Origin of the sequence: Vibrio sp. OPT18, from assembly GCF_015163615.1 — a bacterium.
GTDB lineage: Bacteria > Pseudomonadota > Gammaproteobacteria > Enterobacterales > Vibrionaceae > Vibrio > Vibrio coralliirubri.
On the sequence record NZ_JADDYK010000020.1, the window covers coordinates 1 to 15,758 of the forward strand.

The 15,758-nt window shown below is 43.3% G+C and carries 17 protein-coding genes; 10 read left to right on the forward strand and 7 right to left on the reverse strand.

The features are described 5' to 3' along the window. Positions 1-101: 101 nt before the first annotated feature. On the reverse strand, positions 102-536 hold the full coding sequence (locus tag IQQ51_RS02225; RefSeq protein WP_048611824.1) for a DUF4402 domain-containing protein: 435 nt from the start codon (positions 534-536) through the stop codon (positions 102-104). Positions 537-1,562: 1,026 nt separating this feature from the next. On the opposite strand from IQQ51_RS02225, the gene sbcB reads away from it, so the two are divergent. The 5 genes from sbcB to purT all read left to right on the forward strand — a co-directional run bounded on the left by sbcB (position 1,563) and on the right by purT (position 6,581). After that, entirely contained in the window at positions 1,563-2,987 is a 1,425-nt protein-coding gene (gene sbcB / locus IQQ51_RS02230; RefSeq protein WP_017070926.1) for an exodeoxyribonuclease I, read from the forward strand. 25 nt (positions 2,988-3,012) lie between these two features. Then, positions 3,013-3,384 carry a CidA/LrgA family protein gene (locus IQQ51_RS02235; RefSeq protein WP_004734867.1) on the forward strand — a complete coding sequence of 124 codons (372 nt, stop codon included), beginning with the start codon at positions 3,013-3,015 and terminating at the stop codon, positions 3,382-3,384. Between the two features lie 2 nt (positions 3,385-3,386). After that, on the forward strand, positions 3,387-4,064 hold the full coding sequence (locus tag IQQ51_RS02240; protein WP_017059134.1) for an LrgB family protein: 678 nt from the start codon (positions 3,387-3,389) through the stop codon (positions 4,062-4,064). A gap of 286 nt (positions 4,065-4,350) precedes the next feature. Further along, entirely contained in the window at positions 4,351-5,238 is an 888-nt protein-coding gene (gene cdd, locus IQQ51_RS02245) for a cytidine deaminase (protein ID WP_193840232.1), read from the forward strand. A 167-nt stretch (positions 5,239-5,405) separates the two neighbouring features. Next, positions 5,406-6,581 carry a formate-dependent phosphoribosylglycinamide formyltransferase gene (purT, locus tag IQQ51_RS02250; RefSeq protein WP_017059132.1) on the forward strand — a complete coding sequence of 392 codons (1,176 nt, stop codon included), beginning with the start codon at positions 5,406-5,408 and terminating at the stop codon, positions 6,579-6,581. Between the two features lie 130 nt (positions 6,582-6,711). Here purT and IQQ51_RS02255 read toward each other — a convergent pair whose 3' ends face one another. Then, positions 6,712-7,365: a thiopurine S-methyltransferase gene (locus IQQ51_RS02255; protein ID WP_193840233.1), complete on the reverse strand. Its 654-nt coding sequence runs from the start codon at positions 7,363-7,365 to the stop codon at positions 6,712-6,714. Between the two features lie 324 nt (positions 7,366-7,689). Between IQQ51_RS02255 and IQQ51_RS02260 the strand changes: the two genes are divergently transcribed. Further along, complete coding sequence (locus IQQ51_RS02260; RefSeq protein ID WP_017059130.1) at positions 7,690-8,466, forward strand: RelA/SpoT domain-containing protein; 777 nt, start codon at positions 7,690-7,692, stop codon at positions 8,464-8,466. Between the two features lie 149 nt (positions 8,467-8,615). On the opposite strand, the gene IQQ51_RS02265 is transcribed toward IQQ51_RS02260, so the two are convergent. The 4 genes from IQQ51_RS02265 to IQQ51_RS02280 are packed head-to-tail and all read right to left on the reverse strand — an operon-like array spanning position 8,616 to position 11,213. Further along, positions 8,616-9,185, reverse strand: coding sequence for a c-type cytochrome (locus IQQ51_RS02265; RefSeq protein WP_193840234.1), 570 nt, complete (start codon positions 9,183-9,185; stop codon positions 8,616-8,618). Beyond that, complete coding sequence (locus IQQ51_RS02270; protein ID WP_193840235.1) at positions 9,182-9,685, reverse strand: cytochrome C; 504 nt, start codon at positions 9,683-9,685, stop codon at positions 9,182-9,184. The genes IQQ51_RS02265 and IQQ51_RS02270 overlap by 4 nt, the downstream gene beginning before the upstream one ends. After that, positions 9,685-10,911: a molybdopterin-dependent oxidoreductase gene (locus IQQ51_RS02275; RefSeq protein ID WP_193840236.1), complete on the reverse strand. Its 1,227-nt coding sequence runs from the start codon at positions 10,909-10,911 to the stop codon at positions 9,685-9,687. Before IQQ51_RS02275 ends, IQQ51_RS02270 begins: the two co-directional genes overlap by 1 nt. Continuing rightward, positions 10,908-11,213 carry a c-type cytochrome gene (locus IQQ51_RS02280; protein ID WP_193840237.1) on the reverse strand — a complete coding sequence of 102 codons (306 nt, stop codon included), beginning with the start codon at positions 11,211-11,213 and terminating at the stop codon, positions 10,908-10,910. Before IQQ51_RS02280 ends, IQQ51_RS02275 begins: the two co-directional genes overlap by 4 nt. 346 nt (positions 11,214-11,559) lie before the next feature. Between IQQ51_RS02280 and IQQ51_RS02285 the strand changes: the two genes are divergently transcribed. Beyond that, on the forward strand, positions 11,560-12,549 hold the full coding sequence (locus tag IQQ51_RS02285; protein WP_193840238.1) for an ABC transporter substrate-binding protein: 990 nt from the start codon (positions 11,560-11,562) through the stop codon (positions 12,547-12,549). A 175-nt stretch (positions 12,550-12,724) separates the two neighbouring features. Here the strand turns inward: IQQ51_RS02285 and ihfA are convergent, their stop codons facing one another. Then, entirely contained in the window at positions 12,725-13,021 is a 297-nt protein-coding gene (gene ihfA, locus IQQ51_RS02290; protein ID WP_004734853.1) for an integration host factor subunit alpha, read from the reverse strand. A gap of 653 nt (positions 13,022-13,674) precedes the next feature. On the opposite strand from ihfA, the gene IQQ51_RS02295 reads away from it, so the two are divergent. From IQQ51_RS02295 to IQQ51_RS02305, 3 genes are read left to right on the forward strand one after another with little or no spacing between them, the layout of a single operon-like run. Further along, a complete protein-coding gene (locus tag IQQ51_RS02295; protein ID WP_122082548.1) occupies positions 13,675-14,130 on the forward strand; it encodes a Fur family transcriptional regulator in 456 nt (151 codons plus the stop codon). A 59-nt stretch (positions 14,131-14,189) separates the two neighbouring features. Continuing rightward, a complete protein-coding gene (locus IQQ51_RS02300) occupies positions 14,190-14,750 on the forward strand; it encodes a carbonate dehydratase (protein WP_193840239.1) in 561 nt (186 codons plus the stop codon). Further along, positions 14,740-15,744 (forward strand): CobW family GTP-binding protein, encoded by a 1,005-nt coding sequence (locus IQQ51_RS02305; RefSeq protein ID WP_193840240.1) that lies wholly within the window; start codon positions 14,740-14,742, stop codon positions 15,742-15,744. Before IQQ51_RS02300 ends, IQQ51_RS02305 begins: the two co-directional genes overlap by 11 nt. Positions 15,745-15,758: the final 14 nt, after the last annotated feature.

Here is a 15,758-nt window from a genome sequence, read left to right on the forward strand (position 1 = left end):
CTTTTTCGCTTTACCCATGTCACCACCGTTCTAACTATCACAAAGGTTCAGATCACGGGACTTGGAAAAGGTTCAACTGATTTAGGCAACAACGCCTTTGTTTATTGGTAAGTGACATCTACTGCAACGTTTGCAGTATATGTACCAGCAACTAATGTCGCACTTGAAGTACGTGCAGTGCCGCCAATATTAAGATCCGCAGTACCACCCGTAAGGGTAATAGCATTATTAAAGTCAAATTCAGCTGCAATCGTATTTACGCCATTCACCAAGTTAGTATCAGAAATACTGACTGTTACTGCATCACCAGACTCTCCAGAAAGAGTAAATGCCGCCGCTCCTGCATCGCCTTGAGCAATAACAACGTCCGTTGTGTTGTCTGAAGTGATGATACCGAAGTCAAGATCACTTGTTTTTGTCATTGTAATTGCTTGTTTTACTTCTAGTGTTGCATCAAAAGTGTCACTCACAGCGAAAACGTTCGCTGAAGAGATAGAAAGTGCAGATACAGCAACAACCTTAAAGACTTTGTTCATTTCTTTAATCCTTTATATAAAATCGGCTTTATTATTAGGGTTACCTAATAGTCAATCAAAGTTAACAATTAAGTAACAACAATCCTATTTAGAAAATATATATATTGACACTTATTTATAAAGAAATGAGGCGCAGTGAGAATAAGATCACGCAAATTGATATAAATAACACTAACGAAAATAATGGTATTAGAGTATTACTACCAATTAGATATAAAACTGGTTTTACATCTAATTCCTTTATTTATGTGTGTTATTAATTTTTATAAATATGCCTCAATTTAAATAGCCCAAAAATAAGATGGAACATCCCCCACTATTCTATTCAGATTCATCACTATATAGATCGACGTGTTGCAATATAGTCTCAAAAGTGAAACAAACTGATATCTACACAGTATTGTAATAAAAATGAAATATTAGAGTTTTCTTTATATCCAATTCAAACACGGATTATATAAAGTATTAAAAGTGAGACAGGTACAACTATCCAGTCAAATTAACCCCAACAATCATAAATACCGAAAATTAAGTCAAATCTAAGGAGATTGTATTATGAAAAACACCATCTTTGGACAGAGCCTAGACAGGTAAATGAAGCGGTTTAAACATCTGTGCTACGGATTAGACATTTGCGCTGCGGTTTAGACACAAGCACAGCGGATTAGCTACAGGTACAGTAGATTAGCCATCAGTGAAAAAACAACGAGCGTGTTTCTAATGACACAGGTTTACAGTAAAAGACAAACAAACTCATTCGCGGTCAACCTTAAAACCCGACTCATCGCCATACAACGGCTAAGGTGAAAAGATAGGTAAAAAGAGGTAACTAGGCAGAATTACGACTATAGAAAAGCCACAATTGGTTTCAAAACCTTCCCCACTGACTCGATTGAATAGTAAAGCACCGTTTTCCGGCAATTTATTTGTGATCTGGGTTGCACGCGTACCGCATACTATCAGATACTGAACAAAACTAACCTTCAGCCACAGTAAACGTTCCGCGCTTGCTGTTCAGGAAATTCAATGAGTTCAGATAATCAGCCAACCTACTTCTTTTTCGATTACGAAACTTGGGGCGTTAGCCCAGCAAAAGACCGTCCGAGTCAGTTTGCAGGTGTTCGTACCGACCAAGATTTCAATGTTATTGGAGAGCCTCTGGTTATCTATTGCCAACCTCCTGCTGATTACCTCCCTGCACCTGAAGCTGCATTGATTACCCGTATCACGCCACAGAAAGCGGCTTCACAAGGTCTTCCTGAACCTGAGTTTATCGCTAAGATCCATGCTGAGTTAGCGAAACCTAACACCACAAGCCTTGGCTATAACAGTATTCGATTCGATGATGAAGTAACGCGTTACACCTGTTACCGAAACTTCATCGACCCATATGCATGGAGCTGGCAGAATGGCAATTCTCGTTGGGATTTATTAGATGTAATGCGCGCTGTTCACGCACTGCGCCCTGAAGGCATTGTTTGGCCAGAGAACGAAGAAGGTTACCCAAGCTTCAAACTGGAACACCTATCTGTGGCAAACGGCATTGAACACGAAAACGCGCACGATGCGATGGCCGATGTTATTGCGACCATCGAGTTAGCGAAGAAGCTGAAAGCTGCACAACCTAAGATGTTCGATTACCTTTACAACATGCGTCATAAGCGTAAGCTGAATGACCTGGTTGATATCGTAAACATGACACCATTGATGCACGTTTCAGGCATGTTTGGCCGTGACTGCAACTACACCAGCTGGATTGTGCCTATGGCTTGGCACCCAACCAATCAAAATGCCGTTATCGTGGTTGATTTAGCCAAAGATCCAAGCCCACTGTTAGAACTGGACGCTGATGAACTCAGAGAAAGGCTCTATACCAAACGCAGTGAACTGGGTGAAGACGAGTTACCCGTACCCATCAAATTGGTTCAACTGAACAAGTGCCCTATTCTTGCTCCAGCCAAAACGCTGACGGCTGAAAATGCCGAAACCATCGGTATCGATCGCCAACAATGCTTGAAAAACTTGGCACTGCTGCGCGAACACCCAGAGATCCGCGAAAAACTGATCGGCCTGTACTCACAAGAACGCGAGTACGAAAAGAGTGATGATGTTGATACACACCTTTACGACGGTTTCTTTTCACCTGCTGATAAAACAGCGATGAACATCATTCGTGAAACTGACCCGAACAACTTGGCAGCTTTGGATATCACCTTTAGTGACGAACGAATTAAACCGTTACTGTTCCGTTACCGTGCGCGTAACTTCCCATGGACGCTCGACGAAGCTGAGCAGTTGAAATGGGCGAACCATTGTCGTGAGTTTTATGAGTGCCGTTTAGAAGAGTACATGCTCAACCTTGAAAACCTCGCGCACGAACATGAAAGCGACGAGAAGAAAATGGCTATCTTGAAGGCGGTTTATCAATACGTAGAAAAGTTAGCTAGCTAATTCCATTATCAAGAGACGTAACACTTTGAAAGAAAGATTGATCCAACTGGTTTACTGCTTAATCTCCTTCACCTTAATCATAGGTGCACTTACAGCAGGTAACGCGTTACAGCACTTTTTGGATACCTCAATCCCAGGCAGTATTTTTGGCATGTTGATTCTGTTTGCCGCCATGGTGATTGGTATTGTTCCTTCGCACTGGGTACAACCCGGTGCAAGCTTGATTATCCGCCTAATGATCTTACTATTTGTTCCAATCAGTGTTGGGTTGATGGACCATTTCGACATGCTCATCGCGAACGCATTGCCAATTATGGCGAGCGCCGTTGGTGGCACATTACTGGTGTTGGTGTCCTTATCATGGTTCTTAGACCGCTTACTTTCGAGAGGTAACTGATCATGTGGATTCTACTCACCATCGTGGTATTCCTGTTTGCTCGCTGGGTAAGTCAAAAAGTAAACTCGCCGCTGTGTAACCCCCTGCTTATCAGCATTGGTATCATCATTCCGATTCTCACGTTCTTTAGAGTACCGTTTGAGACTTACTATGCTGACAACACTTGGATTACCTACATGCTGCAACCTGCGGTTGTTGCACTTGCTTACCCACTTTATGAGCAGCTACCTCAAATCAGAGCCAACTGGCGCATCATTACCTTTGCTTGCACGCTAGGCAGTGTGATGTCGATGACAACAACGGCAGTGATCGCAGTAGCATTTAAAGCGGACTTAACTTTGATTGCGAGCTTGTTAGGCAAATCAGTCACCACGCCAATTGCAATGGAAGTATCGAGCCATTTAGGTGGCGAAGCAGCGATTGCGGCAATATTGGTATTGATTGTTGGTCTGTTTGGGGCAATTTTTGCTTATCCAATCTACAATCTCATTGGTATTAAGAGCCCGATCGCCAGAGGTTTAACCATGGGGACGGTATCTCACGCATTAGGCACTGCGACATGTGCTGAAAAGAACCAAGAAGATGCGGCATTCAGTTCGTTGGCATTGGTTCTTTGTGGGGTTATCACCTCAATCATTGCACCGAGTATATTTTCGCTCGTGGTTTGGTTCTATTCTTAACCTAAACGATCACTACGCGATCCAGCCCAACCAGAATGCTGTTTATTACAGTGTCTGTTTGGGCTTTTTATTCGCATTTATTTAGCAATAGCAGTCAAGTCACGGTCTTTTACGAGCACTAAGTGCGATATCAGCTGTATAAATGGCTCTTGTAATCGATTTCAAGTGTGACCTCACTCTAATTATGCAAACCAATGTAACAACAACAATTCAATAGTGATCTTTATCACAGAAAATTCCTGAGCAATGCATAAACTTAAAGCCTAAGGTCAATTAAGGATTCAACATGAACAGTCGTATTACCCTGGCGCTGGAAAGTGCTCCATCATCAATGAAAGCGCTTTTGAGTGACATCGTATTAGCAGACAACTTTGACGCGACATTGTCTCCAGAACAATTTGATAGCCTACTGCAAGCAAGTGGTCTAGCGGATGACAAACTACGTATTGCTCTACTTCCTTTTGCCGCAGCGTATTCTTACGCTCCGTTATCTGACTTTTATGTTGGTGCAATCGTGCGTGGTTTGTCTGGTACTCTGTATTTTGGTGCAAACCTTGAAATCGCTGGTGCTCAACTTGGTCAAACCGTTCACGCTGAGCAATCTGCAATCAGCCACGCTTGGATGAAAGGCGAACTCGGTATCTCAGATATCACCATCAACTTCAGTCCTTGTGGTCACTGTCGTCAATTCATGAACGAACTGACAACAGCAAAGGAACTTAAAGTTCAGCTTCCACAACGTGATGAAATGTCTCTGCAAGAGTACCTACCAGACTCGTTCGGCCCTGCTGATTTAGGTGTGACAACTGGCCTAATGACAAAACTTGATCATAAGTACACGACCAAAGAAACAACGCCTATTGTTGTAGAAGCGCTAGCGGCACTAAACCGTAGCCATGCGCCTTACACCAAAAACCTAAGTGGTGTTTCATTACAACTGACGTCAGGTGAAATTTTTACGGGTGCTTACGCTGAAAACGCAGCGTTCAACCCGAGCCTACCACCCCTGCAAGTCGCGTTAATTCAACTTAAACTGGCTTGCTTCGATTTCGAACAAATTGAAAGTGCTGCTTTGGTTGAAATCGCAGAAGGTAGCATCAGTCACCTAGCGGATACGCAATCTACATTAGAAGCGATTAATCCCGACATTCCAGTGACTTACTTAGCAATCTAAGTACATATAATTAACAAAAATTTAAATAAGCAGCCCTATTTAACAGGGCTGCTTTTTTTATGCCTGTAATTAACGCACCAACTTGCGCAAACGTTTGCTTTTGTCATTGAAATAAGTATGATCACCCCGTTTTCAATCAATCGTTCAAAAGATCGGAAGGAATTTCTATGTTTGGTACTGCTACTCGTGAAAATGCTACTCGTGTACTTCTATTAGGTTCAGGTGAACTCGGCAAAGAAGTTGCTATCGAGTGCCAACGTTTAGGTTTGGAAGTTATTGCTTGTGACCGTTATGCAGACGCACCAGCGATGCAAGTTGCGCATCGTAGCCATGTATTAGACATGTTAGACGGCGATGCACTTCAAGCGATCATTGAACTAGAAAAGCCAGATTATGTGGTTCCTGAAATTGAAGCTATTGCCACCAGCAAGTTGGTAGAGCTAGAAGCGCAAGGCTTAAATGTCGTTCCAACTGCGAATGCGACCAAGCTAACGATGAACCGCGAAGGTATCCGTCGTCTAGCCGCAGAAGAACTAAAACTGAGCACTTCTCCTTACCGCTTTGCAGACACCTTTGAAGATTTCTCAGCCGCTGTTGAATTCGTGGGCATGCCTTGCGTTGTTAAGCCGGTAATGAGCTCTTCAGGTAAAGGTCAAAGCGTTATCAAAACAGAAGAAGACATCCAGAAATCTTGGGACTACGCACAAGAAGGCGGTCGCACTGGCGCGGGTCGTGTGATCGTTGAAGGCTTCATCGACTTTGATTACGAGATCACCCTTCTAACCGTTCGCGCAGTCGACGGTGTTCACTTCTGTGCGCCTATCGGTCACCGCCAAGAAGACGGAGATTACCGTGAATCATGGCAGCCACAAGTGATGTCAGACAATGCACTTAAAGCCGCACAATACACGGCTGAACAAGTGGTTAACGCACTAGGTGGTCACGGTATCTTTGGTGTCGAGCTGTTTGTTAAAGGCGATCACGTTATCTTCAATGAAGTATCCCCTCGCCCACACGATACTGGCTTAGTGACATTGATGTCTCAAGACTCATCTGAATTCGCACTTCACGTACGCGCCTTTACCGGTATGCCGATCAAATCTATCACGCAATACGGCCCGTGTGCATCAGCGGTTATTCTAGGCCAAGGCACTTCAACCAACATTCGTTTTGAAGGTCTTACAGAGGCGCTAGACGCACCACAAACGCAGGTTCGCTTGTTTGGTAAGCCTGATATCGATGGCCGCCGTCGTCTAGGTGTGGCGCTTACTCGTCGCAACAGCACTGAGACAGCGATTGAAGATGCAATTGAGAGCGCGTCAAAAGTAAAAGTGATTTACTAACCAGCTATTCAATTCTGAACAATCACGAGTTCAAATCTGAACAATAAAAAAGACGGGCTATAGAGCCCGTCTTTTTGTTGGTGTTATCTATTATATCGAAATCATCTGTTTGCTTGAGAGTTCAAAGCGCTTAAGCTTCTGACTCAATCAAATACACTTCTTCACAGAAGCGAGACAAACCTTTCTTAGCAATCTTCGGATGTTCATCGTCCGCTATATCTTGATTCAACAACGTGATTTTGTATCCTGCGAACAACTGATCGATCTCTAGTTTAGGCACGCTAAACGGAGGCCCTGCCATCTCGCTTTGGTCATAATCTAGAGTCACCAGAAGGATCTTACCGCCCGGTTTCAGCAGTTGTTTCAAACGCTCTACATACTGCACTCGCATCTCTTCAGACAATGCGACTAAAGACGCGCGATCATAAATGGTATCGACAGGCTGGATTGGCGCCGTGAAGTAATCGCCTGTGTAGATGTTCAGTTCATCGAATTGATACAGTTCGTGCTGACCGCTAATTTGAGTCACAGTCGGGGTGTAAAGGTGCTCTGCAAAAAATGCGCGAACCGCAATCTGGCTTAACTCGACACCTTGAACATCTTCATGCTTTGAAGCTAGCCAAATCAGATCTTCACTTTTGCCACAAAGTGGAACAAATACACTCTTCTCGTAGCTAGGCTCAGTCTTTTCCCAAAATTTAATCAGAAGTGGGTTTACATCTTCGAGGTGGAAACCAATTTGGTTGGCTGCCCATTTATTGTGCCAAAATTCAGGATTATTCATCTTTCGTTCATGTTAAACAGTCATAATGCAAGGGTACAGTATAGAGAGGTAAGAGCAACCTTAGCTTGGTTTAAAGTACCAAATTGGTTTCGATAAAATCAGAAGCTGGCTAAGTTCAAAGTTCTGATAATTGCGGAACTAACGCTTGGATTATTTGTCTATATCTTCACATTTTAAAGCAATATTAAACGTTAGAGTTGGTTTCTGTCTTAGCTAGCCCCATTTAATATGTAGCGAGTTTAGTTAAGCTGTTTTTACTCTTGTGCGTTACTGGTTACCCCTTTTGACTACCCGTTTTTTGTAACCTTGTATTTTGGAGTTTGAATGAGTGTATTTCTCCGTACGACGGCCCTAATGCTTCTAGTATTGAGCCGAGCGCCTGCATTCGCAGCAGCACCTGTTTCAACAAGTTCAACTGATCAAACGCGCACTCCTGCGCAAAACCAAGTATCTTCAAACGTATTCCGTCATAGTTTGAGCGGCCTTTACGGCATCAAAGCCTTCGACTCACGCCCGACTCAGCCTTACACCGACTTCGATATTCTGTACAGCAAAGCGCATCAAGGCCAAGCTGAATTAGAAACTATCTGTAAAAGTACTGCCCTACTCACCAATTCTGAAGCACTATTTGCTGGCGTAAAATCTCAAGCTCGTGCAGAAGAAAAAATCGCCCTTGAGCTTGATGGTGATGTGACAAAAATTACCGACTTAGCCCGTGCAACTATCATCGCGAACGATGTAGAGAGCTTGGTTGAAGTTTACGAAGCGTTAAGCCGTGAAGCAGACGTTGTTAAGCTGAAAAACAAGTTTAAATCACCAGCTGACTCTGGCTACCGTGACCTTAACTTGTTGGTTCGTTTACCTAAAACCAACATCATTGCAGAGGTTCAACTTCACTTAAAAGCGATTGCTGATGTGAAAAGTGGTCCTGAGCACGAGCTGTATGAAATTATCCAAGGTATTGAGCGTCACGCAATTGCTGAACATCGCCCAATCAACGATATCGAAGCGGCACAAATTAATAGCCTAAGACGCCAATCTTTAGAGCTTTATCAACAAGCATGGCAACCATACATTACAACGCACATTAAAGCGGCTTAACTGACTAAGCAATGATCATAAACAAGAACGACAAAGGGCTGCATAATCGCAGCCCTTTCTTTTATCTATTGTTTTGCTTATCGTTATCTACTGTTTTACCCACCGAACCTCGTAGAGACCAACTTAGCCAATACCCAGAGAAAGCTCACCTACTGGTGATAATACTCTTTAGTGCGATTGTATAAGTCCAATGGCTTCAACGTACCATAGAACGCAGCTACGTCTTGTAGGTCTTCATCTGAAAGGTGTTTGACCACAGACTGCATATATAAATCTTGGCGTTCATCACTTTTAAAATCACGCAGCTGTTTAAGAATATACCCAGCTTTCTGACCTTTGATGTTTGGATAAGATTGTACGAAGGGAATAATTTTGTCGCCATGGCATTGGCTACATAAATTCTGAACCAACTTTTCACCTGACACTAAGCTAGGGATGTAATCCTTAGTGATTACCTTACTATCGACAAGTGTTTCAACCTCAGTTTTAGCTTCCGCTTCAAGCTTCGGCACTGGTTCCGACTCTATTCCTAATGATTCGACTCGCGAGGCAACTTTATCTTCAGTGCTTGGCTGTTCATCAGTACACGCCGACAACAACAAAACTACTGATACAGCAGCTATCGCAATAGCTCTATTTGCAACAGCTCTATTAACAACAGCTCCATTCGCCACTATTCCATTCACAAGAGAGGTTCGCTCTAATCGATTGATGATCATTGGCTATCTCCCGGCATAGGTGGCATCAAAGCGCTATCAATAGGCTTGCGACGATACTTGTTCATATCGATGCCTTTGTCTTGATAATAGGTACTGAGGTAATCCAATACTGGATCCCAAGTATCAGACAGATCCCACAGCCCTTGAGTGTCGACCATCCACTGAATGGTTTCACGCCATTGCTCTCTGTTGCCGCTGTTCTGTGCAACGATTAAGCTGGTATGGCAGGCGTTACATTGCCCTTTCACTGTCTCCCAACCGGGTGCCATGATCAGACCCGACGCTTTATCTACACCGTAGTACTCTTTTGGGTTCTCTGAAATGTCTTCAGCATGAACAAGCATCGACGTTAATAAGCTACACACCAATGCAGCTCTCATTATGCCTTTACGGTAACTGCGTTTGCTGGCAGGAGTTGAGTCTGTATGAAATGAGTGACCATCAACCAAATTGGTAAGTTTAGAACTGCCATCAATAGGCTTATTGGAAATAGACAGCATCACGACACTCTTACTGCGATACGGTGGCAACCATTAAACAGGTAACCTTTAGGATTCCATTGCGGTTGTACGACAGGCTGGCTATTGCCTTCGCTATCGGTCGCCTTCGCCCAGATCTCATAATAGCCCGTCATAGGAAGGTCTAGATCGGCTTCCCATTGTTGCCACGCGCCCTTGTTTACTGGCTTATTCAGCTTTGCATCGTGCCAAGTTGTACCGTAGTCGTAACTCACTTGCAGCTTCTCAACGGTTCTTAACCCAGCCCAAGCATGACCACTGACTTTAACCTTCTTACCAAGGGCAAACTCTGTCCCGCTTTTGGGAGAAGTAATCAGCGACTTCACAATCATCTCTTCAATGATTCGGAAATCTTTGTTATCTACTTTCTCACCCGGAGCGATTGGGTTCTTAGGCACTTGATAAGCAGGAGCCGCCATCTTATGGCCATCATGAATCTTGTTTCGAATACTGATGCCGGTTGTGCATTTCTGAGAAACTGAAGCCGGTCGACCGCCAAATACCGTTCGTAGTGGATAACCATGGAGATATGGGATCGGCTCGCCATTCATTTCCCATGCAATCAAGGCGTTATCGTTCATCGCAGCTGCAATAGGAACGCCACGTGAAATCGCCTCACCTTTACCACTCAAGTGTTTATCAAAGCCATGGTTACCAACGTAAACCGCATCATCCTTAATGCCACAGTCTTTAAGCACATCACTCAACAACACACCTGTCCACTGTGAACAATAGACACCAGCATTGTTCCATTGGTTGCCTTTAGTGCTCGGATAAAAATTGTTACGGCTGTTACCACCACACTCCAATACTAGGCTTTGCGTGTGATGTTTAAACTTAGATTTGAGCTCAGCAATTGTGTAGGTTTTACTCTGTTTAACCGACTCACCTTTCACTTCGAAGGTCCAAGTATCTGGGTCCATCTCCGTAAAATCTGGCATCAAACCATTCCAACGAACAAAGGGAACATCTGCAGGAGTCACAGCAGGTGCAAGCATACTTTCTGGCGGATACGCATTCAAAGGGTTGGTATTTAAAACGGTGTAGTAATCCGGTAGATCTTCTGCTTTTGCCCACGTTAATGCATTGATGTCCAGTGCAGCTAAACCTTCAGGGCGATTCGCGGCAAATACCCACGACACCGGTAATGCAGATACTGCGGTTGCTGAAAGCGCGGCTTTGAGGAACTGTCTTCTATCTAAACTCATTGTGGTGACCCTGTGTTGTTCAGTTGGTAAAAGTAATTAGCTAACTTCTTGATGTCTTCTTCTGACAATAGTTGCGCGACTTTAGACATCGTTTTGTCCTCACGCTTGCCACTTTTAAAGTCAGTCAGTTGCTCAGTAAGGTAGACTTGGTTTTGCCACTTAAGGTTGGGGATAGAGGGAAACGAGGTGTCGTTGTTACTGCCATGACAAGCAATGCACATATTGGCGAGTTGCTGGTACTCCGCTGCCGTAGCGACAGTCGATAAAAAGAGTAACATCAAAGCTAAAGCGGACTTACGCAAAGCTTCTCCTTAGATTTAGATCAATAAAATAGATTAACCGACTGCTTATTGATCACATTACAGCAAATAACTCGGTATATTTAAATTCAATTAGATTTAACTTCTGTTCAATTTTACTGAACGTATTTGTAAAAATAATAATATATACTTAATTCATACTCTCTAGCTGTCCATTTTAAATGTGTGGTTTATCTTTCATTCCAACTCCTCTCATCTAACCTAGAAACAGACCGATCGTAGTCAGTTCAAATAAGCCACAAATATCTAGGTGATTGCTCTTTATCCCTTTAAACTTTTTTGCTTAGATACAATTTCAACCAGCTGACAATTAAAGGGATTTCGTCATATGAAAATCAAAACATCTGCGATTTTCGTGCTCTCCGCTCTAGCGCTACCATCTCATGCCAACGAGTGTGGTGAGTTCACGATAGCCGACATGAACTGGAACTCGGCAAGCCTAATAGCACACGTAGACCAATTTATTCTTAATGAAGGTTATGGCTGCGATGCACAACTTATCCCCGGAGATAGCGTTCCAACGGGTACCTCTATGATCGAAAAAGGTCAGCCTGACGTCGCGCCCGAACTTTGGACAAACGGAATCAAAGAAGCACTCGACAAAGGCGTAGCGGATAAACGGTTACGTTATGCAGGTAAGTCGCTGGTTAATGGGGGTGAAGAAGGGTTTTGGGTCCCGAACTACCTTGTTGAACAGTACCCAGAGCTTACAACCATTGAAGGTGTGATTAAAAACGCAAAGCTGTTTGAACACCCAGAAGATGATGAGAAGTATGCGTTTTATAGCTGCCCTGCGGGTTGGACTTGTCAGATTACCTCCGGTCACCTGTTCGATGCGCTTAAGTTAGAAGATCACAATTTTGAAATGGTTGATCCCGGCTCAGGCGCGGTTTTAGCAGGTACGATAGCGAAAGCTTACGAACGCAAAAAAGCATGGTTTGGATATTACTGGTCGCCTACGCCTGTGCTAGGTAAGTATGAAATGGTTAAAGTTGATTTTGGTAGCGGTATCGACGTCGAGGAATTTCGAAACTGCACGACTCAACCTGACTGTGAATCACCTAAAGTGACCATGTTCCCACCAGCGCCGGTTCACACGGTAACAACGGAGAGCTTCGCAACTAGCCAGCCTCTTGCCTACGAATACTTCCAGAAACGTGGTTTCACCAATCAGAAAATGAGCCAGATGTTAGCTTGGATGGAAGAAAATCAAGCGGATGCAGAAGAAGCTATGTATTACTTCTTAGAAAGCTCTCCAGAAGTTTGGAAGCCTTGGGTGTCTGAAGAGATCGCAAGTAAGGTTCAACAAGCCCTTTAGAGCGGAGATTCAAAGGCATAGCCCTATTCTCTGTTTTAGAAACTAAAGTAAGTTCGTTACGGGGAACTGAAAGGAGATGGAGTTTGAGAAAGATTACAAAAAGTTAAAGGAATGCGTTTCGCTTAGACTCTATGCAGATACAAAAAGACCACGCTAGGCGTGGTCTATTGCTTGGCTACTTCTCGATTTTAATATTTTCAACTCGGGCCTTTAGTTTTTGTCCCGGTCTGAAAGTAACAACACGTCGAGCAGAAATTGGAATGTCTTCACCAGTTTTCGGGTTACGACCAGGTCGCTCGTTTTTCTCGCGAAGATCAAAATTACCAAAACCAGACAGTTTTACCTGTTCGCCATTTTCGAGTGCTTTACGAACTTCTTCGAAAAACACTTCAACCGTTTCCTTGGCATCCCGCTTGCTGTATCCGAGTGTCTCAAACAGGTTCTCAGCCAAATCGGCCTTAGTGAGTGCCATAAAACTTTCCTCAAAGCTATGTTAAACATTGCTACTATCGTGAGTAGCGCCAAAGCATTTACCCTATTCAATCAATGAGATAAGGTCATTTACAAGGAAAGTGTATGCCAAGCTTCTGATTTTCGCCAACTTTTTTATCTTAACTATTTAATTATTCTTTCAAATCAGAAAGATAACTCGCTTCAAAATTCACATATATAGCTAAAAACCATCTACTCAACAGCCATCAAATGGAGTTATATTCTATATAAATAACACTTGGTAGAATTTAAAACTTTAGCGATCTAAATAATAATTTTTGAGACTTTTCTCCGATACCCAATAAAATCAGCCACTTGATTTGATATGGGACTCAACAGAGGTTACTAATTAAGCGTTATTAAATATGAGATTTGTATCATTTCAGAATTTAATTCGAATTCACTTATAACAACCCACTCTCTTTTGGCGTTTTAATCAGTAATCCAATCATTATAAGAAAGCTTCTTTGGCACAACATGCAAAATGATGGGCAATAAACGGCTATTATTCATCTACAAAGTAAGCCTGAAAAGAGAGATCCCACCTAAGAGGTTGTTTAAGTAAAAGTTCGTTTCTTATAGTCAGTTGTTATGTTATAACATATCTACATTATCACTAATTTTGTGGATTGAATGAGAGACATCGAAGCGATCATCGAGCACGTAAAACAAGGCTGTAAAACAAACGGAAAACAGTTTACCGCTAAAAGACTGTTGATACTGCGTGCACTGGTTCATGCCGACAAAGCGCTGTCTGCGTATGAAATCGTTGAATATTGTAAGGAACACTTTGATCAACACGTTCAAGCGATGTCGGTTTATCGAGTGTTGGAGTTTCTTGAAGAGCAACACTTAGCGCACAAACTGCAAGTCTCTAATAAGTACATACTTTGCGACCATATCCTTTGCGATCATGAGCACGGCATCCCGCAGTTTTTGATTTGCTCTAAGTGCAACAAAATCAGCGAGCAAACCATCGCCCCTTCCATCATTCGCGATCTTCAATCTCACGCAAAGCAAGAAGGCTTTACTGTAACAAGCCCCCAGTTAGAGATTAGCTGCGTATGCGATGAATGTGTCGATACATAAATATTTCGCTCCATCAATGGTGGTAGGCCCTGCGGACTAAAAAAATATAAGAGCTCAATATGTTAAGAAGAAACCCTAGCGGCCATATGCCGAAAGTATCGGAAACCGCCTTCATTGACCCGACCGCTATCATTTGCGGGAAAGTTATCATTGAAGATAACGTGTTTATCGGCCCCTACGCCGTCATTCGTGCCGACGAGGTTAACGAACAAGGTGACATGGAAGCAATCGTGATTAAGCGCGATACCAATATACAAGATGGTGTCGTCATACACTCAAAAGCAGGAGCAGCGGTTACCATTGGAGAACGCTCTTCTATCGCTCACCGCTCTATCGTTCATGGGCCATGTGAAGTTTGTGACGATGTCTTTATTGGCTTCAACTCGGTGGTATTCAATGCTGTGATTGGCAAAGGTTGCGTCATTCGCCACAACTGTGTGGTAGATGGCCTCGATTTACCGGAAAACTTCCATGTTCCACCAATGACCAATATAGGCTCAGGGTTTGACTTAAATAGCATCTCCAAAGTACCGCCTGAATACTCCGCATTTTCAGAGTCTGTGGTATCAGCCAACCACACGCTAGTTCAAGGCTACAGGAGAATTGCTAATGAGCTCTGATAAGTCACCTATGTTAGGCATTCCAACCAACATTATTACAGGGTTCCTTGGAGTGGGAAAAACCTCTGCGATTCTCAACCTGATGAAGAACAAACCAGAAAATGAACGCTGGGCTGTGCTAGTGAATGAGTTCGGAGAAATCGGCGTTGATGGTAGCTTGATTCAAGGCAACCAGACCACACAACAAGTGTTCATTCGTGAAGTACCCGGTGGTTGCATGTGTTGTGCGGCAGGTTTACCGATGCAAATCGCGCTCAATCAACTGCTTACCGAAGCCAAACCCGATCGTTTGTTAATCGAACCAACAGGGCTTGGTCACCCTAAAGAAGTGCTGCAAGTTTTGTCCTCTGAACATTACCGTAAAGTACTATCACTGCAGAAAAACGTTACCTTAGTCGATGCACGGAAGCTCTCTGATTCTCGCTATGCAGATCACGATACCTTCAATCAGCAAATCACCATTGCCGATACCGTAGTTGGTAACAAAGTCGACCTATACCAAGATGGCGACGCAGAGAAGCTGGTTGAATATGTTACTGAAATTTGTCACCCGAATACCAAGCTAGTCTTCGCTCACCATGGAAAAATCCCTTTTGAAGAGTTCGAAGGAGATACAAATTTCTTTGGTCAACAAGCGCACCACCACCATCATCATCACCAGCAAGACAAGCCGCTCGCTTCAGAATTACCAATGCCAGAAAGCGGCATGATCAAAGCGACTAACCAAGGTGAAGGTTTTGAAAGCGTTGGCTGGCGATTCTCTGCAGAGAAACTGTTTGACCACCAGCGTTTGAGACACTTTTTAGTTGGATTGAAAGCTCAGCGGATGAAAGCGGTATTCATTACTCAAAGTGGTATTTTCGGGTACAACTTAACAGAGGATGGCTTGACGGAATCAGAACTTGATGAGTGTATCGAAACCAGAATAGAAGTGATCGGTCTAGAAATAGGCGACGATCTTGAGAGCCAGTTACTTAAGTGCATGATCGCTTAAGTCATAGAAAGAAA